The organism is Pseudomonas sp. Z1-12, assembly GCF_051132015.1.
Taxonomy (GTDB): Bacteria; Pseudomonadota; Gammaproteobacteria; order Pseudomonadales; family Pseudomonadaceae; genus Aquipseudomonas; species Aquipseudomonas zanjanensis.
On sequence record NZ_CP071647.1, the window covers coordinates 3,701,023 to 3,725,859 of the forward strand.

Sequence of the window (24,837 nt, forward strand, 5' to 3'; positions counted from 1 at the left end):
ACTCCCCTTTGCAATCAGGCACTTTCACCGGCTTGCGCCACGAACAACACCACCTGCCACGGGCTGCTGGCCTGGGCCGATGCCGGCGCCACAATGTGCAGCGGCAATTGCCCGTCGAACCATTGCCCGCTGGCGGCCACCACGAACAGACGGGTGTCGTCGCCGACGCTGTAGGCCACCTGTTCGTTGCGGCTCATGGCCTGGTGGGGCAAACCGCTCATGCGTTGCCGGCTCAGCAGCGGGACGTGCCGTGCCGACGCGATGATCGCCCCGCGCAACCAGTCGGCCGCCGCTTGCTCGCTGGCGCCGTTGGGCATGCGCAGGCCGATCACCAGGCGTTGATCCGGTTGGTCGTCCGGCAATTGGATCGAGAAGACCTGCTCGTTGCGCTCGAAGGCCAGGCTGCGATAGCCGGCGCGGACCAGCTCCAGGGTGGTTTCCAGCCAGTCGAGCAGCGGCTCGTAACCACGCTGCAACTCGAGAAAATCCAGCGGCGCGAAGGCCGGGACGCCTGCCAGCGGATCGAGGGCCGACCAGCTCCCGGCCAGCCCCAGCAGCAGCCCGTAGAGTGCCTGGGGCGTCGCCACCCGGGTGGTCAACGCCCCTTCGACTTCCGGCAAGCGCGCCCACAAGGCGGTCAATTGCCGGCGGATTTCCATGGCATCGTCCTGGTTGCCAGCCGCCTGGGCCTGGCGCAAGCGACCGGCGAGGAACATGCATTTTTCCCGAGCCCTGGCGCACACCCCGGCGACCCGCCGACCGAGGACCGACTCCGGCAACAGGACCGGCGTCGGCGGAGTGTACGGCACGCGCCAGAAACCGCCGCCCTCCTTGCGGATGCGCAGCAGCGGCAGGCAGATCGAATCGGCCTTGCTCAGTTGCGTGCACAGCCTCGGGTTCGGTCGCCAGACGGTGATTGACTCGGGAAATTCGCCGCTCGTGAGGTCTGGCAGCGCTTCACCGACCACCGATTGCATGCGCCCCTTGAGCGGCAGCAGTTGGCCGGCGCGCCACAACGGGCTGACAGCCAGGTAAACGGTCACGGTGGCGTCGTCGGTCTTATCGATGGCCTCGCTGATGTCCAGCTCCAAGGTTGGCCCGACGCCCGCCTGCAGATTGACCGGCAAACCGTCCGGCAAAGTGCCTTGCAATTGCAGCAGTCGAACCTGGCCGGCGCTGAGGGCCGACGGGTCGACTTCCAACTGGCTGACGCCCCAGAACCAAGGGTTGCAAGCCCCGGCGAAATGCGCAGCCAAGGCCTCGGCGCGCAACCCCTGCAATTGAAAATGCTGGGGCAGCAATTGCATGCCCTCATGCCAGCACACCGCGTCAGGTAACAGACTCATACGACTCCCTTCGACATTCCAGTGTCGCCGCGCAAGGCGGCCCGCGGTTCACTCAAGGCTGGCTGTCATCGCGCTGGCCATCGTTGACCAGGGTCATCTCGCGACTGTCGAACTTCAGCCAGGCCTTGCGCTGATCGTCCAGCCGAAGCCGGTGGGCTCCGGGAGTGTTATAGCTGGCGAAGACCAAAAGTCCAGCGGCGCGCCGGCCCTCCAACGGGAAGGGTTGACGGTCGATGAATTGCCCCGGAACCAGCTCCAGCCCCCACACCGACATGAGTTGACGATAGTCGCGCTGGAACTGTTCGCGCTCGGCGAACCATTGGCTGGCGGTGATGCCCGACAGCTGCTTGAGCAGGTCCGGGTCGTTCACCGCGATGAAATCCACCGCGATCGGCGTGTCGTCGTTGGCGCCGGAAGCGACGTCCAGGGTCAAGCTGTCGAGGTCGACACTGGGGGCGAAGAGCGAGCAACCGGTGAGTGCCAGGCTCAAAAAAAATCCATAAAAAAACCCACGCAAAATGAATCTTCCTTTTCTCAGCGGTCAAAAATTGTTTTTGCTTGCTTTTTTATAGACCTGTTCTAGCGTCTTGGATAGTTCGACCCACACGGTTGAATGGACCAGGTTCGTCAAGGGAATGACAGGTTTTCTGCCGCCCATTTGCAACCTGCGGATCAGCAAGGGAATGCGATGAGCGGGACTCCCGATGCATTGCTCCCACACATGCATCGGAGTCGGCCGCCATGGCAGAAAGTACCCAGCACAAGCTCGACAGAGTCCGTCCTCCCCGCGTCCAGATCACCTACGACGTGGAAATCGGCAACGCCATCGAGAAAAAAGAATTGCCACTGGTCGTCGGCATTCTGGCCGATCTCTCGGGCAAGCCGTTGGACCCGCTGCCCAAGCTCAACGAGCGGCGCTTCACGGAAATCGATCGGGACAATTTCAACGAGGTGCTCGCTTCCATCTCCCCCCGCGCCACGCTGCAAGTGAACAACACCCTCAGCGGCGACGACAGCAAGCTCAACATCGAGCTCAACTTCCGTCACATCGACGACTTCGACCCGGTGAAGGTCGTGGAGCAGGTCACGCCGTTGCGCCGCTTGTTCGAAGCGCGCCAACGCCTGCGGGACTTGCTGACCAAGCTCGACGGCAACGACGACCTGGACAAATTGCTGCGTGACGTGATCGCCAACACCGAAGGCCTGCAGGAGATCAAATCGGCCCGGCCCCAGGACACGACGCCAGAGCTGCCGACCGTCGCCGCCAACGATGACCCTGCCCCGGCCGAGCCACAGGCCTGATCGCGCGCCTCATTCAAGGGAGATAAAGCCATGCCTGCTTCATCCAGCGCTCAAACCAGCGAGAGCACGACCCAGACCCTGTCCCTGCTGGACAAGATCATCGCCGAAGGCCGCATGGCCCACGACGACAGCCAGCAAGACTACGCCCGCGACATGCTGGCCGAATTCGCCACCCAGGTCCTCGACGAAGGCATGGCCATCGACAAGGACACGGTGGCGATGATCAACGACCGCATCAGCCAGATCGACCAGTTGATCAGCGCCCAGCTCAACGAAGTGCTGCACCATCCCGAACTGCAGAAGCTCGAAGCCTCCTGGCGCGGCCTGCACCTGCTGGTGCAGAACACCGAAACCAGCACCCGGCTGAAATTGCGCCTGCTCAACGTCACCCAGAAAGAACTGCAGAACGACCTGGAAAAAGCCGTCGAATTCGACCAGAGCGCACTGTTCAAGAAAATCTACGAAGAAGAATACGGCACCTTCGGCGGCCACCCGTTCAGCCTGCTGGTGGGTGACTACACCTTTGGCCGGCATCCGCAGGACATCGGCCTGCTGGAAAAACTCTCGAACGTCGCGGCCGCCGCGCACGCCCCGTTCATTGCCGCCGCCAGTCCGCGGTTGTTCGACATGACCAGCTTCACCGAACTGGCGATCCCCCGGGACCTGTCGAAGATTTTCGAGAGCCAGGAACTGATCAAGTGGCGCGCCTTCCGCGAAAGCGAAGACTCGCGCTACGTGTCCCTGGTGCTGCCGCACTTCCTGCTGCGCCTGCCCTACGGCCCGGACACCTTGCCGGTGGAAGGCATCAACTACGTCGAAGACGTCAACGGCACCGACCACAGCAAATACTTGTGGGGCAACGCCGCCTGGACGCTGGCGCAACGCATCACCGAAGCCTTCGCCAAATATGGCTGGTGCGCGGCGATTCGCGGGGCCGAGGGCGGGGGCGCAGTCGAAGGCTTGCCGGCCCATACCTTCCGCACCAGTTCCGGCGACCTGTCGCTCAAATGCCCGACCGAAGTGGCGATCACCGACCGCCGTGAAAAAGAACTCAACGACCTGGGATTCATCTCCCTGTGCCACAAGAAAAACAGCGACGTGGCGGTGTTCTTTGGCGGCCAGACCACCAACAAGGCCAAGGTCTACAACACCAACGAGGCCAACGCCAACGCGCGGATCTCGGCGATGTTGCCGTATGTGCTCGCGGCTTCGCGTTTCGCCCATTACCTGAAGGTGATCATGCGCGACAAGGTCGGCAGCTTCATGACCCGCGACAACGTGCAGACCTACCTCAATAACTGGATCGCCGACTACGTGCTGATCAACGACAACGCGCCGCAAGAGATCAAGGCGCAGTATCCGTTGCGCGAAGCCCGGGTGGACGTCACGGAGGTGGCCGGCAAACCCGGCGCCTACAAGGCCACGGTGTTCCTGCGGCCGCACTTCCAATTGGAGGAGCTGACGGCCTCGATCCGCCTGGTGGCGACGTTGCCGCCACCGGTAGCTGCCTGACCACGGCGTGGCTGTGTAGCTGTGTAGCTAGAGAGCTTTTTGTGGCGAGGGAGCTTGCTCCCGCTGGACTGCGTAGCAGTCCCAAAAAAGAGGGGCCGCTGCGCGACCCAGCGGGAGCAAGCTCCCTCGCCACAAAAGCTCCATTGCCACAAAAGCGCTCCAGCCACAAAAAGCGCTCCAGCTACAAAAGCTATCTAGCCACAGCAAGCGCCTTGGCCACGGGTTAATTCATCGGTATCGGGCACTGCCTCATTCGTCTTCTTCAGGAGTTCCACACAATGGATGCAATCATTCTCGACCTCGGCGGCGACATCAAGGGCGACAGCCTGCTGGAGGGTTTCACGGACAAGATCGAGGTCATGTCCTACAGCCATAACGTGGCCATGCAGGTCACCAACGACGTCAGCAACTCGGAGCGCACCTCCGGCCGGCCCCACATCGGCGAATTCACCCTGACCAAATTCATCGACAGCTCCACCCCGTCGCTCAACGAATATTGCTGCGCCGGCAAGCCCATCCCGCAAGCCGTCGTCACCATCGGCCGCAACGCCGCCGAAGGCAGCGGCCAGATCATGCCCTTCATCGTCTATACCCTGACCAATGTCGTGCTGTCCAACGTCAGTGTCAGCGGCGGCACCGGCGGTAAACCCGTGGAAACCCTGTCGCTGAATTTCACCAAGATCAAATGGGAGCTCACCGCACAGAAAGACGACGGCACCAAGGAAGGCACGGCCGGCACGACCTGGGACCTGGCCGCCAACAAAATGACCAAGTAAGGAAGCCGTGCCCATGGCTGGCTTCGGGCTGCGCCCGCCCCTGTTCGAACGCCTGGCCAGCCTGGCGGACGATACCGGGCGGGCGTTCGACCGACAGGCGCTGCAAGACTCGGTGCACGCCGAGCTGTCGCGCCTGTTCAATACCCGTCGCGGGCCACGGACGCTGACCGAACCCCCGAGCATCCTCGACTACGGCATCGCCGACTGGACCGCGCTGCAACAACAGCGCAGCGATGACCGGCGGCAACTGACCCGGGAAATCCGCCAGGCCATCACCCACTTCGAACCGCGCCTGCGCCTGGGCGAGATCGAGGTCTGCCCGGTGCCAGGCCATCCGCAACAACTGTGCATACGGCTGTCGGGCGAGCTGCGCGGCGACCTGCACGCCTGGCCCGTAGCCTTTGTCATCGAGCACGCCGGCGACGGCCTTGAGGTGCGCCATGAGCGACTCGATTGACCCGCAACTGCTGGACTATTACCAACGCGAACTGACCTGGTTGCGTCATGCCGGGAACCTGTTCGCCGAGCGTTATCCCAAGGTCGCCCGGCGCCTGGAGCTGTCCCCCGGAGAGTGCCCCGACCCCCATGTCGAGCGCCTGCTGGAAGGATTCGCCCTGCTGGCCGCGCGCTTGCAACGGCGGCTGGACGACGACTACGCCGAATTCAGCGATGCCCTGCTCGAACAGCTTTACCCGCTGGCCATGCGGCCCTTGCCGTCGTGCGCCATCGTGCAGTTCGAACCCGACCCGAGCAAAGGCAACCTGAACGAGGGCTATCCGCTGCCCCGTGACACGCCGCTGTTCGTCACCACCGACAAAGGCCAGAGCATTCACTTTCGCACCACCGCCACTGTCCATTTGTGGCCGGTACAGGTCAGCGAAGCATTGCTGCTGGGCAGCGATGAAGCCCAGGCATTGACCGGCGTGGTCCAGGCCCGCTCGGCCTTGCGCCTGGAATTGCGTTGCCTGGGGGAAAGCCAGTGGTCGGCGCTGGGGATCGACTCGCTGCGGGTGCACCTGGCGGCGTCACCGATGATCAACGCCGGGCTGTACGATCTGCTGGGCGCCCACGCCATCAAGGTCTTGGCCGGCGCGCCGGGAAGCGTGCCGGAACCGTTGGCTGGCCTGCCGCAGATCGTCGGCTTCGCCAGCGACCAGGTCTTGCTGCCAGACGAAGACGGCGTGCACCCCGGCATGCGCCTGCTGGCCGAATACTTTGCCTTTCCGGATAAATTCAGCTTCTTCGACTTGCCCCTGGCCGGCGCCACCAGTGACAGCCAGTCCTTGTACCTGTACATCGTATTCGACCGCGCGCCCAGCAGTCGCCTGCCGCTCCAGGCCAGCGACATCACCCTGGGCTGCACGCCGGTGATCAACCTGTTTCCCCGCACGTCCGAACCGCTGCGCCCGGACGGCACCCGTAGCGAGTACCGGCTGGTGGCCGACAGTCATCGGGAAAACAGCGTCGAGATCCACAGCATCCGGGGCATGCGCGCCATCTCCAGCCAGGGCGTGCGCAAAGTGCCGGCCTATTACGGCAGCCAGCATGGCAACGACCAAACTTGCTACTGGCATGCGCGCCGGGTCAGCGGCATGAGCCCGAACCGACTGGGCACCGACTTGATGATCAGCCTGGTGGACACGCAGTTCGACCCGCTGGCCGACACTCGCGACTACAGCCTCACCGCCGAACTGCTGTGCACCAACCGCCACCTGGCCCAAAGCCTGCCGGCCGGCACGCCCCTGGGTTTCGAGCGCCCGGGGCCGGTGGCCTGGGCGCGCCTGCGCAACCCACCCAGCCCGCAAAGCCTGCCGCGCCTGGACGGTGAGTCGCGCTGGCGGCTGGTGTCGCAACTGACCCTCAATCATCTTTCGCTGGTCGAAGGCCCCCAGGCACTGGACGCGCTGCGCGAGATTCTCCAATTGCACAACCTGCGGGACGAAGCCAGCGCCCACCGTCAGATCGAAGGGGTCGCGGGACTGGGCTGCGAGCGGGTCATCGCCCATGTTGGCGAAGACGCTTGGCGCGGTTGGCGAAACGGCCTGGAGGTGCGCCTGCAACTGGATCCGCAACACTTCGTCGGCAGCAGCGCGGTGCTGTTCTCCGGCGTGTTGGCGCAGTTCTTTTCCCTTTACGCCACCGCCAATCGCTTCGTGCGCACCGTGCTGGTCCAGTCCGACAAGGAGGTGAAGACATGGCAACCCCAAGCCGGCAAACCCCTGGTGCTCTGAACCTGAGCGAACGGCTGCGGCGCGACCCGCAACGCTTCGAATGGCTCCAGGCCTTGCTGTTGCTCGAGCGCGAACATCCCCAGGCCGCCCCCCTGGGCAGCGGCACCGCGCCGCACGCCGAAGCCTTGCGCCTGCGTGGGCCGTTGACGCCGCTGTTCGCCGCCAGTGAAGTGGAGAGCCTGGGCCAGGAACCCGGCCTGCCGCCCACGTTGACCACACCGATCTTCGGCCTCGGCGGCCCGGACGGCCCGCTGCCCTACGCCTATCAGGAATGGCTGCAACAACGGGCGCGGGCGAAGGACCATGCCCCGGCGGAATTCCTCGACCTGTTCCAGCATCGCCTGCTCAGCCTGCTGTACAAGGTGATGCGCAAACATCGCATCGCCCTCGGTTTCACGGCGCCTGGCGCGTCCGCCGTACACGCGCAACTGCGCGCGTTGACCGGCCTGCTGCCCAAGGCCTTGCAGGAACGCCAGGCCGCACCTGACTCGGCGGTCCTGGCCTGCACCGCGCTGTATGCCGATGGCCGGCGCTCCCTGGAGGGGTTCGCGGCGATTGTCCGTGAACAGTTCGGCTTGCCCGTGGAGCTGAGCGCCTACACAGGTGGCTGGCGTGAGATCCCGCCGGCCAGCCGTAGCCGCTTGCAACCGGGTGGGCGCAACCTGCGCCTGGGTCGCAACGCCGTGGCCGGTACCCGGGTCTGGGACGAACATGCCGGCGTGCGCCTGACCCTCGGCCCGCTGAGCACAGCCCAGGCCAGTGGATTGCTGCCCACCGGGGAAGCCCATCCGCTGCTCGCCAGCCTTTACGCCTTGTACTTCGGCCCTGACCTGGATTGCACCCTGGTGCTGCTGATCCGCGGCACCGGCCCACTGCAACTGGACCGCCAGGCCGCGCCACGGTTGAACTGGAACGGTGGCCTGCAACGCCAGCCAACCCTCGCCGTGCAACGGATCGAAACTCGCCTTCGTCAGCCGGAGATCGCCTGAAATGGAACTGGCCAGCCTGATCGGACGCCTCAACCCGGACAACCGCCGCGCCCTGGAACGGGCTGCACAACGCTGCATGCAGCGCAGCCATCATTACGTGGAAATCGAACACTTGTTATTGGAGTTGCTCGACATCGAAGGCGGTGACTTCGCCTGCCTGCTGCCGCGCTTCGGCCTGGAACGTGACGCGGTGGCAACGGAAACCAACAAGGCCCTGGACCTGTTCAAATCCGGCAGCACCCGTACGCCCGCCCTGTCGGCGCAAACCATCGGCCTGCTGGAAGATGCCGTGGTCCAGGCCAGTGTGCTGGGCCTGGACAGCATCCGCTCGGGGCTGTTGCTGCTGGCCCTGCTGGACCGTGACGAGCGCCGCAGCCTGTTGCTCAACAGCGCCTCGTCGTTGCTGCGCATTCCCCGCGATGCCCTGCGTGCCCATCTATTGGAATGGACCGAAAGCTCCCGTGAACATGTCGGTGGCGTACGCCCGGCCAAACCCGGCGAGGTCCCCCAGAAACAGGACCCGGTGCTGGACCAGTACACCCAGGACCTGACCGCCGACGCCCGCAACGGCCGCATCGACCCCATCGTCGGCCGCGACGGCGAGATCCGCCAGTGCATCGACATCCTCCTCAGGCGCCGGCAGAACAACCCGATCCTGGTGGGCGCGCCCGGCGTCGGCAAGACCGCCGTGGTGGAAGGCCTGGCCCTGCGCATCGCCGCCGGGGATGTGCCGCCGTCGTTGCAGGAAGTCACCCTGCGTGTACTCGACCTGGGCCTGTTGCAGGCCGGCGCCGGGGTCAAGGGCGAGTTCGAACAACGCCTCAAGGGCGTGATCGACGCGGTACGCAGCGCCGAGAAACCGATCATTCTGTTCATCGACGAGGCCCATACGCTGATCGGCGCCGGCGGTGCGGAGGGCGGCAGCGACGCGGCCAATCTGCTCAAGCCAGCCCTGGCCCGGGGTGAACTGCGCACCCTGGCCGCCACCACCTGGCTGGAATACAAGAAATACTTCGAGAAAGACCCGGCCCTGGCCCGCCGCTTCCAACTGGTCCAAGTCGAGGAGCCGGACGAACTCACTGCCGTGGAAATGCTTCGGGGCGTGGCGAGCAAACTGGAACAGCACCACGGCGTGCAGGTGTTGGACGCGGCCATCCACGAGGCGGTGAAGCTGTCCCACCGCTACATCTCCGGGCGCCAGTTGCCGGACAAGGCCATCAGCGTGCTCGACACCGCCTGCGCCCGGGTTGCCCTCGGCCAGCACGACGTACCGCCGCCGCTGGAAAGCCTGCGCCACCGGCAGAACAGCCTCAAGGATGAAGTCGAACGCCTGCGTCGGGAACAGGCCACCGGTCTGGATCATCGCGAGCGCATCACCTTGCTGGAAAGCGAATCGACCAGCAACGTGCAGGCCATCCGCGAACTGGAAACCCGCTGGGGCGAAGAGCGCGAAGCCGTGCGCGAACTGCTCGACACCCGGCGCGAACTGCTCGCCCTGAGCGAACGCGCCGACGGCGAAAAAGCCGACACCGAGATCGATAATCGCATCGACCACCTGGCCGCCGAACTGCTGCGCCTGGAGGCGGGCCTGGATGCCATTCGCCAGGACGATCCGCTGGTGCCCGAACAGGTCGACAGCAAGACCGTCGCCGCCGTGATCGCCGGCTGGACCGGTATCCCGGTGGGCAAGATGCTCGCCGATGAAGCCCATGCCGTGCGCACCCTCGGCCAGCGCATGGGCCAGCGAGTCATGGGCCAGGGCACGGCGCTGAACACCATCGCCCAACGCCTGCAAGCCTACCGCGCCGGCCTTACCGACCCGCAGAAACCGGTCGGCGTGTTCCTGCTGGTGGGCCCCACCGGCGTGGGCAAGACCGAAACCGCCTACGCCCTGGCCGATGCCTTGTACGGCGGTGAGCGCAACCTGATCAGCATCAACCTCTCGGAGTACCAGGAAGCCCACACCGTCAGCCAACTCAAGGGCGCCCCGCCCGGCTACGTCGGCTACGGCAGCGGCGGCGTGCTCACCGAAGCGGTGCGGCGCAAACCCTATTCCGTGGTGTTGCTGGATGAAATCGAGAAGGCTCACCCGGACGTGCTCGAAGCTTTCTACAACGTTTTCGACAAAGGCCTGATGGAAGACGGCACCGGCCTGGTGGTGGATTTCAAGAACACCGTGATGCTCGCCACCAGCAACGTCGGCGCCGAACTGCTGTTGGACACGCCAGTGGCGCAACTGGGCAGCGACGCCTTCAACGAAGCCTTGCACAAGGTGCTGCTGCAAGCGTTCCGCCCGGCGTTTTTGGCGCGGATGACGGTGGTGGCGTACCGGCCGCTGGATGAAGCGACGCTGGAAGGGATTGTGTTGGCGAAGTTGGAGAAATTGCGCGGGCGCTATAAGGCGGCGACGGGCAAGCAGTTCGAATTCGATGCGGGAATCGTCAAGGCGGTGTTGGCCAAGTGCAGCGCGGCGGGGGCACGGGATGTCGAGAATGTGTTGATGACGCAGGTGACGGGGAAGTTGGCGGAGTGGGTGTTGGAATAGGACCGGATCGGACCAGGGAGGCATTATGAGCTACGAAGCGATCTGCAAGGCCATCAAGGGACATGGCGAAGGAATTTACAACTTCGGCCAGTCCAGTTTTATCAACCTCGTCCACGAGAACAGGGAAGGTATCTGTCGAGGTGTTTGCACTGCGTGGTTGATCGCAAAGAAACAAGGTAACGACTACCTCAAGGAAATTGTGAACCCGGTCGTCACGACAGGCCTGCTGCATGGACAACGTACCGCGCGTCAGGCATCGGATTTCCAGACCGAGTACAAGGACGTCAAGGGCGATTCTCCCGACGCCCCCTCCGAAGCGACACTCTCGGCTCTGAAAACTGGAGGGTTGGCATCATTGGGAGAACGAAAACCGGACGCGCAGCAAAGTTTCGCCGCTGATGCACTCGCCCTTGGGCAATTAGTGCTGACCTCAGGCCACCGATATTCCATCCTGTCCATCAAAGGCACCAAGAGAGGACATTCCCTAGCCTTCTACAGGCCTTGGGTCTTATTTGGAAAGAGCAGCAGTTGTGTCTTTTTCGATCCGAATTTCGGTGAGTTCAAACTGGAGGGCAGTGAAGGCATCGCACGTTGCCTGCTTGCGGTAGCGACCGCCTACAGCCAGGGATTCGCCACAGGTTATCGTTTCTGGGGATTTAGCTGATCCATGGCCCGCTCCACTGACAGCAACACCACCCTCTCCCTTACCGCCACCTCGGTGTCGGCGCTGTATCCTGAATCGCTGTCCGGAGAAGAAAGCCTCAACGCACTGGGCTCGCACATTCTCAACGCAATCAACGACGGCGCCTCGTTGACACTCACCAGCGCCGTCGCCAGCCATGTGACCACCACCCTGCACAAAGACGCCTTGCTGCGCCCGCTGGATGGGCTGGTGGCCGAGATCCGCCAACTTCCCGCCGACGCCACCGCCGAGCGCTATCAACTCTTGCTCCGCCCCTGGCTCTGGTGGCTGAGCCTGGCCAGCAACAACCGCGTGTTCCAGAACCTAGCCACGTCGGATATCGTCACCACGATTTTCAAGGCCCACGGTTTCACCGACTTCCAACTCAAGCTCACCGATAGCTACACCCCTCGCGAATACTGCGTGCAATACGGCGAAACCGACCTGGCCTTCGTCTCGCGCCTGCTGGAAGAAGACGGGATTTTCTGGTTCTTCAGCCATGAAGCCGGCAAGCACACGCTGGTACTGGCCGACAGTAACGACGCCTTCGCACCGATTCCCAATGGGCCGACGGTGAATTATCTCGGGCAAAAACTGGGCGAGCGGGAACTGCACGGCATCCGTTCGGGGCAGGTGTGCCTACAAGCGGTGGCCGGGGTTTACCAGGCCACCGATTATGAGTTCACCACGCCGACCACCTCGCTCTACAGCCAGGCCGAAGCCGTGGCCGGGCCAAGTTCGATGTATGAGCATCCGGGCGGCTACACCGCCAAGGCCCAGGGCGACGCGCTGACCAAACAGCGGGTGGACGGCCTGCGCAGCCAGGAGAAACGTTTCGTTGGCGAAAGCGATTGCCGCTGGCTGGTGCCGGGGTATTGGTTCACCCTCGCCGGCCATGAAGACACGACGTTGAATATCGATTGGGTGGTGACGTCGGTCAGCCATGAAGCCAGCCACGATAGCTATCGCAACCGCTTCGAAGCGATCCCCAAGGCCACGGCTTATCGACCGGCCCGCATCACGCCAAAACCGCGCATGCACACCCAGACGGCCGTGGTGGTGGGCAAGGCCGGCGAAGAAATCTGGACCGATGAATACGGCCGGATCAAATTGCAGTTCCCCTGGGACCGCACCGGCAAGAGTGACGAGACCTCCTCCTGTTGGGTGCGTGTGGTCTTGCCCTGGAGCGGCAAGGGCTTCGGCATCCAGTTCGTGCCGCGCATCGGCCAGGAAGTCATCGTGACCTTCATCGACGGCGACCCGGATCGGCCCCTGGTCACCGGTTGCGTGTACAACGGCGACAATGCCCTGCCCTATTCGCTACCGGCGAACCAGACCCAATCCGGGATCAAGACCAACTCGTCCAAGGGCGGCGGCGGTTTCAACGAGCTGCGCTTCGAAGACAAGAAGGACGCCGAAGAGGTGTTTCTCCAGGCTCAGAAAGACTTCAACATCAACGTGCTCAACGACACCACCGCCACCGTCGGCCACGACGAGACCCTCACGGTGCAGAACGCCCGCACCCGCACGGTGAAGGACGGCGACGAAACCGTCACCTTGGAGAAGGGCAAGCGCAGCGTCACCATCCAGACCGGCAGCGACAGCCTCGACGTGAAGGACACCCGCACCGTCACCGTGGGCTCGGACCAGACCCACAGCACCGGTGGCAACTACGACCACAAGGTCACCGGCAACTACAGCCTGACCGTGGACGGCAACCTGACCATCAAGGTCAGCGGCACCCTGACCTTGCAAAGCGGCGGCAGCTTCGCCATCAAGAGCGGCGCGGACCTGGCGGCCGAGGCCAGCACCTCCATCAGCCAGAAAGCCGGTACGGCCCTGAGCAACCAGGCCGGGACGTCATTGGAAAACAAGGCTGGCACCACCCTCACCAACGACGCCGGCATCAGCCTGGTGAACAAGGCGGCCGCCGAACAGACCGTGGACGGCGGCGGCATGCTGACCATCAAGGGTGGCCTGGTGAAGGTCAACTGATGGGAACGCAACGATGACCACGAAAAGACTGGACCTGGAACGCGGCGACAGCCGGCTGGACGGGCAACTGGTCGATGGCCGGCTCGACGGCCCGCTGCAGATCGAAGAAGCCCAACGTCCGCAAGCGAAGCTCAACTACAACCAAGGTGAACTGCAAGGCACCAGCACCTTGTATCACCCTAACGGCAAGGTCTCGGCGGTCCTGCCGTTCGTAAAGGGAAAGTTGCAAGGCATGGCGAGTTTCTACGGGGCCGAAGGCGGCTTGCAGCGTCAGGCCACGTATCGCCGCGGGTTGTTGCACGGTGAGGCGAACAACTATTTCCCCGACGGGCAACTGGCTGAAGCGGAGGTCTATCGCGACGGCGTGCGCGATGGCCGCTATCGCCGCCTGCACCCCAACGGCAATCTGGCGGTCGAAGCCCGCTACCTCAACGGCCAACTGCTGGAACCGGCCCAGGCCTACGCCGACGACGGCCGGCCCCTGGACGCCGAGGGCAAGCCCATCTCCCGGCTGCGCTGGTGGTTCAAGCGCTGGAACGACCCCGCATAAGCCTGCCCCGTGCTTTTTTCTGTGGGAGCGAGCTTGCTCGCGATGGCGGTGGGTCAGCTTGCATCAATATCGACTGTACCGCCGTCTTCGCGAGCAAGCTCGCTCCCACAGGGGATCTGTGGTGGACATAAAATTTGTATGCACTGAAGAGTGAATGTGGGAGCGAGCCTGCTCGCGAAAGCGGTGGGTCAGCTTGCATCAATATCGACTGTACCGCCGTCTTCGCGAGCAAGCTCGCTCCCACAGGGGATCTGTGTTGGACATAAACTTTGTGTCCACTGGAGAATGAATGTGGGAGCGAGCTTGCTCGCGATGGCGGCGGGTCAGTTTGCATCCATAGCGCATCTGCCGCCCTCGCCCCGACACACTGGATGCCCATACCTTTTGCTGGGGTCAATCACGCTAAAGCGCCTGCGCAACATACCCACGTATGGTATCGAGCGCGGTTCGACGGGATGCAGACTCGTTCTCCAGCGACACCCCTTTCTCATGCCGAGAGAGGCGGTGCTCGCCTAAGCCTTGACCCAAGCCATCGGAGAACGACCATGACCACGCATTTGAACGCCCCTGCCGCCAAGGATGGAATGCATCCGGATTCAACCATGAGCTTGCACGTGACCTCGTACGAGGAGTTGGTCCCTTCGCGCTACGCCCTGAAGATTGGCGAGATCGACGTGCTGGTGGTCAGCGATGGGGTACTGCCGCTGCCGACCTCGACGATGTCCACCAATGCCGATCCAGCCGCCCGCGCGGCCTGGTTCAAGGAAATGTTCCTGGGCCCGGACGCCTTCGATTGGGCGCTGAACGTGCTGGTGGTGCGCAGCGGCGAGCAGACTATCCTCGTCGATGCCGGGCTCGGCGGCCAATTCCCCGGCTTCCCGCGCGCCGGACAGTTTCCCAAGCGCCTGGCCGCCGCCGGTATCGACCTGGGGTCGGTGACCGACGTGGTGATTACCCACATGCACATGGACCACATTGGCGGGCTGCTGGTCGATGACGTGAAGAGTCGGCTGCGTCCAGACCTGCGGATCCACGTGGCCGCGACCGAGGTGGCGTTCTGGGCCGAACCGGATTTCTCCCTCACCGCCATGCCCTCGCCGGTACCGGACGTACTGCGCGCCACCGCCGCGCAATTCATGAACGACTACCACGACAAACTGCGCACCTTCGAGGAAACCTACGAGGTCGCCCCGGGCGTGGTCGTCAAGCGCACCGGCGGCCATACCCCAGGGCACAGCGTGGTCCACGTAACGTCCGGCGAGGAGCGCTTGACGTTCGCCGGCGATGCCTTGTTCCCGGTGGCCTTCGACCACCCCGACTGGCAAAACGGCTTTGAACATGACCCTGAAGAATCGGTCCGTGTTCGGGTCCGCCTCATGCAGGAAGCGGCGGCATCCGGCGAGCTGCTAGTCGCTACTCACCTGCCGTTCCCCTCCGTTGGCCGGGTGGCGGTCAACGGCGACGCCTTTCGCTGGATAGCGGCCTTCTGGGACTACTGAGTACACGTCGGGCCGGGCCAGCGTCCAAACCGGACGCTGGTCCGAACCGGATGATCAGCCGGCGGGACGCTCGTTGATCGTGCTCGCAGCCTGGAACAGGATTTGCGCCACAAAATCGATTTCCTGCTCGGTGATGATCAACGGCGGCAGGAAACGCACGGTCGCGCCGTGACGGCCGCCCAGCTCGACGATCAACCCGTGTTTCAGGCACGCCTGCTGGAAAGCCTTGGCCCGAGCCGTATCCACCGGCGGATGCCCCTGTACGTCTGGAGTACCTTGCGGGTCGACGATTTCCATGCCGAGCATCAGGCCGCGCCCACGCACGTCGCCGATCCAGGCGAACTCGCTTTGCAGTGCCTGCAAGTGTTTTTGCAGGTGAGCGCCCATCGTTTCAGCGTGCTGGACCAGGCCTTGATCGCGGATGAAGCGCAAGGTCGCGGTACCCGCCGCCATCGCCAATTGATTGCCACGGAACGTGCCCGCGTGGGCACCCGGCTGCCAGACGTCCAGCGACTCGTGGTAGACCATCACCGACAGCGGCAACCCGCCGCCGATGGCTTTGGACAAGGTGATGACGTCCGGCGTGATCCCCGATTGCTCGAAGCCGAACATCCGCCCACTGCGGGCAATGCCGCACTGGATCTCGTCGACGATCAGCGGAATGCCGTGGGCCTGGGTCAACCGACGCAGTTCCTGCAGCCAGCGATCCGGCGCGGCGATCACCCCACCCTCGCCCTGGATCGGCTCCAGGATCATCGCCGCGGGCGCGGTCACCCCACTCTCCGGGTCGTTGAGCAAATGCTCGAGGTAGCGCACGTTCAACGTGACCGCTTGATCGCCGGCCACCCCGAACGGGCAACGATAATCATGAGGGAACGGCAGGCGCTGTACCCCGGGCATCAACGCACCGAGGGCATTTTTCGGCGACAGGTTGCCGCTGATGGCCAGCGTGCCCAGGGTCATCCCGTGATAAGCCCCTTCGAACGCCAGGACCGAATGCCGCCCCGTGGCGGTACGGGTCAACTTGAGCGCGGCCTCGACCGCATCGGCCCCACTCGGGCCGCAGAACTGAATGCGTGCGTGGCGAGCGAACTCGCTGGGCAGGCAAGCGAAAATTTCTTGGACGAAGGCGTCCTTCACCGGTGTCATGAGGTCCAGGGTATGCATCGGCACACCGGCCGCCATGACCTGGGTGATGGCTTCGACGATCACCGGATGGTTGTGCCCCAGCGCCAGGGTCCCGGCACCGGCCAGGCAATCGACGAACACTTGCCCCCGGCTGTCCTGCACATAAATGCCATGGGCCCTTTCAAGCACCAGGGGAATGCGTCGCGGGTAACTGCGAGCGTTGGATTCCTGCTGTTGCTGACGCTCCAGCAGCGGCGTCGAATCGAGGCAGTAGGGACTCGACAGACCGGTGTGCAACAGGCGTAGCTGTTGCGCGCCACCTGCTGTGACATTCGAAAAAGCACTCATGATTTCCTCCATGGAGGCTGGGTTTGGAAGGGAACGAACAGCCTGGAAACAAACATCCGGAACGTTGCAGGACAGGCGCGGGGAGATTGCCTCCCCGCGCCCGGGGCTACATGTCGTAACTTACATGTCGTAGCGAAGGATCATCCCCACCGTGCGCGGCGCGCCAACATCGATGATGTCGTCGCTGCGGTTGTTGGTGACGTATTCCTTGTCGAACGCGTTCTTCACGTAGGCAGAGACCGCGACGTTCTTGGTGACTTTGTATTCGGTGTTGAAGTTCACCAGCACGTAGTTGTCGCTGCGGCGCTCGCCGGTGACTTTGCCGCTGGCATCGAACTGGTACTCCGAAGGCGCGGTGCTCTGGTAGGTAATGTCGGTGCCGAATATCAGGCGATCGTCAAAGCGATAGACACCGCCCACCGACAGTTTGTATTTAGGCGAGTAAAGGAACGATTCGCCGCTCATGTCCTGGCCTTCGCCCGTGACGAAGTCCTTGTATTTGCCGTCGGTGAAGGCACCACCGACGTTCAGCGTCAGCTGTTCGGTCAGGTCTTTTTCGACGAAGACCTCAAGGCCCTTGATATCACTGCGACCGGCATTGTAGATGTGCGCGAAGTCGGCACCGTTCTCCAGGATACTGACCTGTTGGTCTTTCCAGTCGGTGTAGTACAGGTTGGCGCGGGTACGCAGGGTTTTGTCAAAGAACGAACCGCGGTAGGACAGCTCGTAGTTGGTGGTGTATTCCGGGTCGTAAGCCTCGTGGCCGCCACCGGCTCGCACGTTGACACCACCGCCGCGGTAGCCCTTCTGCACCATGAAACCGAGGTACTGGTCAGTGGCCAGCTCATAATCGATGCCGAGCTTGGGGAGTACGGCATCAAACGACTTGCTGACTTTACCCGGGCTGGAAAAATCATCCTGATCGATGTCGGTGTCGTTCGTCTCGTGGTCATAACGCAAGCCGGTGATCAGTGTCCAACGTGGCGCGAACGTCCAGTTGATCTCGCCGAACACGGCCTTGTTTTCAATCTCGGTATCACCCTTGACCGTAAATAGATCAGTGCCGGATAACAAGCGGTCATGGAAGTTGTTAGTGCTACGACCATAGTACGCGCCAACGAAGCTTTTCACCGTGTCCGAGGCGTAATTCAGGCGCAACTCCTGGCTGAACAGGTCGCCGTCCTGTTTGCGAAGAATGACATCGTTGGCTAGGGCGCTCTGGTCAAAATCCAGGCGAGCGCTGTAGTCCGAACTGGTATTGGCCGTCATGCTCGTCAGCGACCAGGCATCGTTCAGCCGGTAGTCCACCTTGGCGCTGAGGGTGTCCTGCTTGAGGTTGTCGAAAGCCTCGGTGTTGGACGAGATGTCGTAATAGCTCGGCTTGCCATCGGCGCCACGCATCGTCGAGCGGTCACCCTGGCGATGCTCGTTATGGGCATAAGTCAGCAAGACGTCAGTGTCGTCATTGGGCAGGATCAGCAATTTGCCACGCACGTTGCTGGTGCGACGCGGGTTGGCGTCTTCATTAAGCGCGGTGTTGCGGATGTAACCGTCACCTTCGCTGTAATCCACGGCGATACGACCGGCAATCTTATCGTCGACAATCGAACCGCCACCCGCCACGGCCGCACCGCGCTCGCCGTAGTTACCCACGTTGGTCTGGGCCGAGAAGCTCGGTTCGAAGGTTGGGTTCTTGGTGCGGATCACCACCGCGCCCGCCAGGGAGTTGCGGCCTTGGGTGGTGGATTGCGGGCCCAGGAAAACCTCGACCTGCTCGGCATCCCAGAGCGGGACCGGGCTTAAGGTCAGCGCGCGGTTCGGTTGCACGGCACCGTCGACGTACACCGACACCGCGCCGTTGAGGGTCGCCGGGCCCTGGTCGTCGAAACCGGACACCGGCACACCACGGATCCCCCAGTTCTCATTACCGGCCTGGCTATAGACGCCGGGCGTACGGGCAAACACATCCACCAGGTCCTTGTCGCCATGCTCGCGCAGGTTCTTGTCGGTGACGACCACGACGCTGGACTGGGTCTTCTCGAGGCTGCGGTCGATCTTTTCACCGGTTACGGTGATGGGAGCGATCTCCATCTTGGCGGCTTCTTCGGCCGCCCAAGCGCCGTTGCTCAGACCAATGGCCGACCCTACAGCCAACGCAATTGTGTTCTTTTTGAAATTCACGCCCCACTCCCCTGCGACAGATATTTTTGGTTTTTTTGAGCTGGCCGAAGGCTGTGTGGCGCCAGCGGAGCGGAGTCTAATCCAAAAAAAATATTAAATAAATAGTATTGATAATCCATCTCATTTACACCTAGTATGTCGCCTTGTATTGCCTTACATACATTACAGACTAGTCCTACAACACTGACCGCTGCCCTGCTTTCAAGGTCTTGTGACTGGTCGAAGACGCTATAAGAGGATGCACAAGGATGACCTCAATCGAACACCTGAACGGGCGTTCCGAGCTTTTTTCAATGGCGCCCACGGATGCAAGCGCCCAATCGCTACCCGTGCTGGTGCAAGGGGTACCGGGACAGTCGATCCACGACCTGGACGCCTCGATTCGCGACCGCGTGGCCCAGGTCCTGACCACCGTAGGCGGCGTGCTGTTTCGCGGTTTCACCGTTGCCACCCCCATCGACTTCAAGCGCTTCGCCGCCAGCTTCGGCGCGCCGCTGGCCAGTTACGAATTCGGTTCCACGCCGCGCAGCAAAGTCTTCGCCGGGGTCTATAGCTCCACCGAATACCCGGCCCATCAATTCATCCCCTTGCACAACGAACAGGCCTACACCCGCCCCTGGCCCTCACGCATCTGGTTCCACTGCATCAAGGCCAGTGAAACCGGCGGCGAGACCCCGATTGCCGACAGCCGCCTGATCTACCAGCGCATGCCCGCCGAGATCCGCGAGCTGTTCGCCAGCCGCGAGCTGCTTTATGTACGCAACTACAGCGGCGCCCTGGACCTGCCTTGGGAAAAAGTCTTCAACACCCAGGACCGTGCCCAAGTCGAACGCTACTGCCAGGACAACGACATCGAGTGGGAATGGAAAGCCGATGGCGACCTGCGCACTCGCCAACGTTGCGCCGCCGTGCAGCAGCATCCCGAGACCGGCGAGTGGGTCTGGTTCAACCAGGCGCACCTGTTCCATGTCTCGGCCATCGAACCGAGCGTACGCGCCAGCCTGCTGGCGGCGGTGGGTGAAGAGAACCTGCCGCGCCATGTCTATTTCGGCGACGGCTCGCCGATTGCCGACGACCTGCTCGACACCGTGCGCGAGGTCTACCGCGAGACTGCCGTCAGTTTTCCCTGGCAGCCCGGCGATATCCTGATGCTCGACAACCGACTGGTGGCACACGGTCGCAATCCTTTCACCGGTGACCGCAAAGTCATCGTGGCCATGGCGTGAATTGCACATGTTTTCTTTCGAACACTGGATCGACGTGCTGGAAACCAACGCCCAGCACTTCCCTCAGCGTGCCGCCCTGCATTTTCTGCCGGACGGCGTAGAGATCGGCGAAACCCTGACCTTTGCCCAACTGCACGAACAATCCCGTTCCCTGGCCGCCGCGCTGCAAGCGCGTTATACCCCGGGTGATCGCGTGCTGTTGATGCTGCCCAGCAGCCTCGACTACGCCCGCGCCTTCTGTGCCTGCCTCTATGCGGGGCTGATTGCCGTGCCGTTGTTTCCACCGCCGTCGCGCAAGCCGCGTCACCTCGACCGCGTCCGTAACGTGGTGGTGGACGCCGAGCCGGCGCTGATTCTCGCCCCGGCCGATTATTGCGAAGGCTTGCGGGAACTGGTGCAGGGCCGCGTCGATGTCCTGACCGTCCAGGACCTGGGCACGCCACCGGCCAGCCAATGGCAACGCCCGACTATCGACGGTTCGACCGTGGCCTTCCTGCAATACACCTCGGGTTCCACCGGCTCGCCGAAAGGCGTCGAGGTGCGTCAGCGCAACCTGATCGCCAACGTCGAGCTGATGCGCCAGGCCTACGATTTCGACGAACACGGCGCCATGGTCAACTGGCTGCCGCTGTACCACGACATGGGCTTGATCGGCGGAATGCTGGCCCCGCTCTACAGCGGCATGCCGTGCTACCTGATGGCGTCCCAGACCTTCGTCAATGCGCCATCGACCTGGCTGCAGGCGTTGAGTCGCTACCGCGCCACCGCCAGTTTCGCCCCCAACTTCGCCTATGCCCTGTGCAACCGCGTGGTCAGCGACAACCTGATCGCGCAGCTCGACCTGAGCGCCTGGAAACACGCCATCAACGGTGCCGAACCGATCCACCCCGGCACCCTGGAAGCTTTCGCCCAGCGTTTTGCCGCCTGTGGCCTCAACCCGTTGGCCATCAGCCCCGGTTATGGCCAGGCCGAAGCCACCCTGTGCGTCAGCGCCACGCCGGCCGACGCGCTGCCGGTGGTGCTGCGCCTGGACAAAGCCGTGCTGGAGACCGGTCGCGTGGCACTGGCGGCGGCCGATGCCGCCGCCGTGGAATTCGTCGCCTGCGGTTACCCGCAAGCCTTGCACAGCATCGCCATCGTCGACCCGCACACCTTCGAGCAATGCGCCGCCGATCGCATCGGCGAAGTCTGGCTCAGGGGGCCGAGCAACGCCGAATCCTACTGGAAGAATCCCGAGGCCACTCGCGAAGCCTTTGAAGCCCAAATTGTCGGCTCATCGGAGCATTACCTGCGTTCCGGCGACCTGGGTTTCATGCACGAAGGCCAAGTCGTGATCTGCGGACGGCTCAAGGACCTGCTGATTCTCAATGGGCGCAACCTCTACCCCCACGACATCGAATTCGCCATTACCGATGCCGAGCCGGGCATCCGTACCGGACGCATTGCCGCCTTCTCGGAAATGGACCCGGCACTGGGCCGCGAGAAGCTGGTGATCGTCGCCGAGCCGCAACGCAAGTTCGTCGACCCGGCGCATCACCCGGCGCTGTTCGCGTCGATGCAAAACGCCGTGCGCGAAGCCGCCGACTGCGGCATCGACCAGATCGTGCTGGTGCAAGCCGGCACCATCCCGATGACCACCAGCGGCAAGATCGCCCGTCAAGGTGCGCGTAAACAACTCGCTGCGGGCACGTTGAGCATCATCGCCCAGAGCGGTGCAACGCTGGCTTCGACCGGCGAGGTCCTGGACCTTGCCCAGCTCAAGCACCTGGCGAGCGAAACGCCGCAACAAGCCCAGGCCGCCTGCCGCCGATGGCTGGAACAGACGCTGCACGCGGTCAATCCGTATTTTTCCGCCGACTTCGACCTCAGCCTGATCGGCCAAGGCCTGGACTCCATCGGCGTGGCCGACTTCGCCGCGCGCCTGCACAAGGACCTGGGCTGGAACCTCGACACCCAGGAACTGTTTGGGGAAACCACCCTGGGACAATGGGCGCTGGCCCTGCAAGACTTACTGAATGAACCGGCGCCGACGGCCGAGGCTTCGACCTCGCGGGCCAACCTTAGCCAGGGGCATCAATCGTTCGCCCAGCGCCGGCTGTGGTTCCTGCGCCAACTGAACCCGGACGACACCCGCCACAACCTGGTACTGCACCTGCGCCTGCAAGGTCCACTGGACATCGAGGCGCTGGCCCTGCGCTTGAACGCGCTGGTGGCGCGGCACGGCGTGTTGCGCACGGTGTACCGCGACGGTGTCGAGGGCCCGCAACAACAGGTGTTGCCGGCCACGGCGGTCGCGCTGGTCCATCACGACTTACGCGAACAGAATGAAGCGCAGCAACAACAGGCACTGAACGAGCGCCTGGCCCATGAACACACCACCCCTGTCGACCTGCAAGCCGGCCCGCTGCTGCGGGCACAGTTGCTCAGCCGCCATGAGCAACAGCATGACCTGCTGCTGACCCTGCACCACATCGCCTTCGACGGACGTTCGGCGCAAGTGCTGCTGGCGGAACTGGCGGGCTCGACAGACGCCGCGCTCCCGGGGCAATACCTCGATTTCGCCCAGTGGGAAGCCCGGCACTGGAGCGAACAGCGGATCGCCTGCGAGCAGGACTTCTGGCGCGAACACCTGGCCGGCATGCCCCAGACCTTGGAACTGGGCGGCAACGGCCAGGCCCTGGGCGAACACAGCCTGGACTTCAACGTGCCCCAGGCCCGCTGCGAGCATTTGGCAACGCTGGCCCGTGAACAAGGCATGACCTTGTTCATGCTGCTGCTCGCCAGTTACCAACTGGTGCTCAAGCAACTGGGTGGCCAAGCGCAATTCTTGCTGGGCACCGACGTCAGCGGCCGGCCACTGGCCGAGCACAACGACGTCATCGGTTTCTTCGTCAACCAGTTGACCCTGCGTTGTAACGTGCGTGGCGAAGCGACCCTGGGCGGTTTCCTCGGGCGGGTTCGCGATGAAGCGCGCCTGGCCTATGCCCATCAAGGCCTGCCTTTCGACCTGGTGGTCTCGGCCCTCGCGCCGCAGCGCCGGCCCGGTCACTCGCCGCTGTTCCAGGTCAAGCTCAACTATCAACCGTCACGGGTGACCCCGACCGCCATCGCCGGCGCTCAGTTGTCCGCGCTGGACGTGGCCCAGGCACCGGGGGATTTCCATCTGGTGCTCGACCTGGTGCACGGCAACGAAGGTCTCGCCGCGACGCTCAAGTATCGCGGCGAATACTTCGACCAAGGCCGTGCCCTGCGCCTGCAACACCTGTGGACGTGCCTGCTGGAGCAACTCCCCAGCCTGCTGGACGAGCCGCTGCCGGCGCTGGCCGAGCGCATCGACAGCTGGGACCAGGCCTTTGCCCGTGAGCGACAACAGTCCCAGGCGCTGGCCGGTCGCAGCCAGATGATGCAAGCCAAACGTCGCTCCTTGCCCCTTTAACCGAGTCGGATGCCAATTATGTCTATCGTGCCCCCATCGCCACGCGCACTCGGCGCCGTGCGCCGCAAAGCCATGAGCGTCTCGGAACAACAGTTGGTCACCGAGCGCCTGCTCAGCCCGGATCACGCCCTGCCCCTGATCATCGAACCAGCGGTCAGTGGTGTCGACCTGGTCGCCTGGGCCGCCCGGGAACGCGAGTCGCTGGAACAGAAACTGCTGCAGTACGGCGCCCTGCTGTTTCGCGGCTTCAACGTCGCGTCCGTCGAGCAGTTCGACCAGGTGATCGCCGCGCTCTCCCCCGGCGCGCTGGAATACATGTTTCGCGCCTCGCCCCGGACACGGGTCGGCGGCAACATCTACACCTCGACCGACTACCCGGCCGACCAGATGATTTTCCCCCACAACGAACACTCCTACTCACCACGCTTCCCGTTGCGGCTGTTCTTCTACTGCCAAGTGCCGTCCGAGACCGGTGGTGAAACACCCATTGGTTCGACCCGTGCGGTGAAGGCCAGGATCAGCCCGCAGATCGAAGCGCGGTTCCGGGAAAAAGGCGTGCTGTACGTTCGCAACTACGGCGACGGTTTCGGCCTGCCGTGGCAGACGGTGTTCCAGTCCGAAGACCGCGGCGAAGTGGAAGCCTACTGCGCCAGCGTCGGCATCGACGTGGAATGGAAAGACAACAATCGCCTGCGCACCCGCCAACGCGGTCCGGCCGTGGTGCGCCACCCGCGCACCGGCGAAGAGGTCTGGTTCAACCACGCCACGTTCTTCCACATCAGCACCCTGCCTGGGCGAATCCGCGATTCGCTGCAAAGCAACTTCAACGACCTCGACCTGCCCACCAACACCTTTTACGGCGATGGCGAACCCATCGAGCCAGAGGTCCTGGAGTCGCTGCGCGCGGCCTACCTCGATTCGCTGGTGCGGTTCAGTTGGCAACAGGGGGACGTGTTGTTCATCGACAACATGCTCGCCGTGCACGGTCGCGAACCCTTCACCGGCAAGCGCGCCATCATGACCGGCATGGCCGAAGCCCTGCTGTCGAGCGACGTTGCCGTCTGACATTCAACGAGGCCACCCGCCGTTCG

General features: G+C 63.3%; 18 protein-coding genes. 14 read left to right on the forward strand and 4 right to left on the reverse strand.

Annotation, left to right across the window (positions count from 1 at the left end; all coding sequences use genetic code 11):
- Positions 1-14: 14 nt before the first annotated feature.
- Both tssK and J3P85_RS15650 read right to left on the reverse strand, forming a co-directional pair.
- Complete coding sequence (gene tssK / locus J3P85_RS15645) at positions 15-1,346, reverse strand: type VI secretion system baseplate subunit TssK (RefSeq protein WP_186728517.1); 1,332 nt, start codon at positions 1,344-1,346, stop codon at positions 15-17.
- 52 nt (positions 1,347-1,398) lie between these two features.
- Positions 1,399-1,863 (reverse strand): type VI secretion protein, encoded by a 465-nt coding sequence (locus tag J3P85_RS15650; RefSeq protein WP_207967162.1) that lies wholly within the window; start codon positions 1,861-1,863, stop codon positions 1,399-1,401.
- A gap of 224 nt (positions 1,864-2,087) precedes the next feature.
- On the opposite strand from J3P85_RS15650, the gene tssB reads away from it, so the two are divergent.
- The 11 genes from tssB (at position 2,088) to J3P85_RS15705 (ending at position 15,427) form a co-directional block, all read left to right on the forward strand.
- On the forward strand, positions 2,088-2,648 hold the full coding sequence (tssB, locus tag J3P85_RS15655; RefSeq protein WP_207967163.1) for a type VI secretion system contractile sheath small subunit: 561 nt from the start codon (positions 2,088-2,090) through the stop codon (positions 2,646-2,648).
- A 30-nt stretch (positions 2,649-2,678) separates the two neighbouring features.
- The gene (tssC, locus tag J3P85_RS15660; protein WP_186704840.1) at positions 2,679-4,160 is read left to right on the forward strand and encodes a type VI secretion system contractile sheath large subunit; all 1,482 of its coding nucleotides are present in this window, start codon (positions 2,679-2,681) and stop codon (positions 4,158-4,160) included.
- Positions 4,161-4,438: 278 nt separating this feature from the next.
- A complete protein-coding gene (locus tag J3P85_RS15665; protein WP_186704839.1) occupies positions 4,439-4,936 on the forward strand; it encodes an Hcp family type VI secretion system effector in 498 nt (165 codons plus the stop codon).
- A 13-nt stretch (positions 4,937-4,949) separates the two neighbouring features.
- Positions 4,950-5,393: a type VI secretion system baseplate subunit TssE gene (gene tssE, locus J3P85_RS15670; protein ID WP_434702295.1), complete on the forward strand. Its 444-nt coding sequence runs from the start codon at positions 4,950-4,952 to the stop codon at positions 5,391-5,393.
- Entirely contained in the window at positions 5,377-7,167 is a 1,791-nt protein-coding gene (tssF, locus tag J3P85_RS15675) for a type VI secretion system baseplate subunit TssF (protein ID WP_434702296.1), read from the forward strand. Before tssE ends, tssF begins: the two co-directional genes overlap by 17 nt.
- A complete protein-coding gene (gene tssG, locus J3P85_RS15680) occupies positions 7,131-8,156 on the forward strand; it encodes a type VI secretion system baseplate subunit TssG (RefSeq protein ID WP_434702297.1) in 1,026 nt (341 codons plus the stop codon). The genes tssF and tssG overlap by 37 nt, the downstream gene beginning before the upstream one ends.
- Before the next feature lies 1 nt (position 8,157).
- Complete coding sequence (gene tssH / locus J3P85_RS15685; RefSeq protein WP_434702298.1) at positions 8,158-10,701, forward strand: type VI secretion system ATPase TssH; 2,544 nt, start codon at positions 8,158-8,160, stop codon at positions 10,699-10,701.
- Between the two features lie 25 nt (positions 10,702-10,726).
- Entirely contained in the window at positions 10,727-11,365 is a 639-nt protein-coding gene (locus tag J3P85_RS15690; protein ID WP_434702299.1) for a YopT-type cysteine protease domain-containing protein, read from the forward strand.
- 3 nt (positions 11,366-11,368) lie between these two features.
- On the forward strand, positions 11,369-13,378 hold the full coding sequence (tssI, locus tag J3P85_RS15695) for a type VI secretion system tip protein TssI/VgrG (protein WP_434702300.1): 2,010 nt from the start codon (positions 11,369-11,371) through the stop codon (positions 13,376-13,378).
- Positions 13,379-13,391: 13 nt separating this feature from the next.
- A complete protein-coding gene (locus J3P85_RS15700; protein WP_434702301.1) occupies positions 13,392-13,928 on the forward strand; it encodes a toxin-antitoxin system YwqK family antitoxin in 537 nt (178 codons plus the stop codon).
- A 545-nt stretch (positions 13,929-14,473) separates the two neighbouring features.
- Positions 14,474-15,427: an MBL fold metallo-hydrolase gene (locus tag J3P85_RS15705; RefSeq protein WP_434702302.1), complete on the forward strand. Its 954-nt coding sequence runs from the start codon at positions 14,474-14,476 to the stop codon at positions 15,425-15,427.
- Positions 15,428-15,481: 54 nt separating this feature from the next.
- Here J3P85_RS15705 and J3P85_RS15710 read toward each other — a convergent pair whose 3' ends face one another.
- Complete coding sequence (locus J3P85_RS15710) at positions 15,482-16,903, reverse strand: diaminobutyrate--2-oxoglutarate transaminase (protein ID WP_250963370.1); 1,422 nt, start codon at positions 16,901-16,903, stop codon at positions 15,482-15,484.
- Positions 16,904-17,023: 120 nt separating this feature from the next.
- Complete coding sequence (locus J3P85_RS15715; protein WP_434702303.1) at positions 17,024-19,084, reverse strand: TonB-dependent receptor; 2,061 nt, start codon at positions 19,082-19,084, stop codon at positions 17,024-17,026.
- 248 nt (positions 19,085-19,332) lie between these two features.
- On the opposite strand from J3P85_RS15715, the gene J3P85_RS15720 reads away from it, so the two are divergent.
- The 3 genes from J3P85_RS15720 to J3P85_RS15730 are packed head-to-tail and all read left to right on the forward strand — an operon-like array spanning position 19,333 to position 24,811.
- Positions 19,333-20,310 (forward strand): TauD/TfdA family dioxygenase, encoded by a 978-nt coding sequence (locus tag J3P85_RS15720; protein WP_434702305.1) that lies wholly within the window; start codon positions 19,333-19,335, stop codon positions 20,308-20,310.
- Between the two features lie 7 nt (positions 20,311-20,317).
- The gene (locus J3P85_RS15725; RefSeq protein WP_434702306.1) at positions 20,318-23,746 is read left to right on the forward strand and encodes a condensation domain-containing protein; all 3,429 of its coding nucleotides are present in this window, start codon (positions 20,318-20,320) and stop codon (positions 23,744-23,746) included.
- Between the two features lie 18 nt (positions 23,747-23,764).
- A complete protein-coding gene (locus J3P85_RS15730; RefSeq protein ID WP_434702307.1) occupies positions 23,765-24,811 on the forward strand; it encodes a TauD/TfdA family dioxygenase in 1,047 nt (348 codons plus the stop codon).
- Positions 24,812-24,837: the final 26 nt, after the last annotated feature.

Excerpts from the sequence above, each read along its gene's own strand:
- J3P85_RS15725 (WP_434702306.1), top strand. The coding sequence starts at position 20,318 with ATGTTTTCTTTCGAACACTGGATCGACGTGCTGGAAACCAACGCCCAG.
- tssG (WP_434702297.1), top strand. The coding sequence starts at position 7,131 with ATGGCAACCCCAAGCCGGCAAACCCCTGGTGCTCTGAACCTGAGCGAA.
- tssK (WP_186728517.1), bottom strand. The coding sequence starts at position 1,346 with ATGAGTCTGTTACCTGACGCGGTGTGCTGGCATGAGGGCATGCAATTG.
- tssB (WP_207967163.1), top strand. The coding sequence starts at position 2,088 with ATGGCAGAAAGTACCCAGCACAAGCTCGACAGAGTCCGTCCTCCCCGC.
- J3P85_RS15720 (WP_434702305.1), top strand. The coding sequence starts at position 19,333 with ATGACCTCAATCGAACACCTGAACGGGCGTTCCGAGCTTTTTTCAATG.
- tssI (WP_434702300.1), top strand. The coding sequence starts at position 11,369 with ATGGCCCGCTCCACTGACAGCAACACCACCCTCTCCCTTACCGCCACC.
- tssE (WP_434702295.1), top strand. The coding sequence starts at position 4,950 with ATGGCTGGCTTCGGGCTGCGCCCGCCCCTGTTCGAACGCCTGGCCAGC.
- J3P85_RS15665 (WP_186704839.1), top strand. The coding sequence starts at position 4,439 with ATGGATGCAATCATTCTCGACCTCGGCGGCGACATCAAGGGCGACAGC.
- J3P85_RS15710 (WP_250963370.1), bottom strand. The coding sequence starts at position 16,903 with ATGAGTGCTTTTTCGAATGTCACAGCAGGTGGCGCGCAACAGCTACGC.
- J3P85_RS15705 (WP_434702302.1), top strand. The coding sequence starts at position 14,474 with ATGACCACGCATTTGAACGCCCCTGCCGCCAAGGATGGAATGCATCCG.
- J3P85_RS15690 (WP_434702299.1), top strand. The coding sequence starts at position 10,727 with ATGAGCTACGAAGCGATCTGCAAGGCCATCAAGGGACATGGCGAAGGA.
- J3P85_RS15700 (WP_434702301.1), top strand. The coding sequence starts at position 13,392 with ATGACCACGAAAAGACTGGACCTGGAACGCGGCGACAGCCGGCTGGAC.
- tssH (WP_434702298.1), top strand. The coding sequence starts at position 8,158 with ATGGAACTGGCCAGCCTGATCGGACGCCTCAACCCGGACAACCGCCGC.
- J3P85_RS15730 (WP_434702307.1), top strand. The coding sequence starts at position 23,765 with ATGTCTATCGTGCCCCCATCGCCACGCGCACTCGGCGCCGTGCGCCGC.
- tssF (WP_434702296.1), top strand. The coding sequence starts at position 5,377 with ATGAGCGACTCGATTGACCCGCAACTGCTGGACTATTACCAACGCGAA.
- tssC (WP_186704840.1), top strand. The coding sequence starts at position 2,679 with ATGCCTGCTTCATCCAGCGCTCAAACCAGCGAGAGCACGACCCAGACC.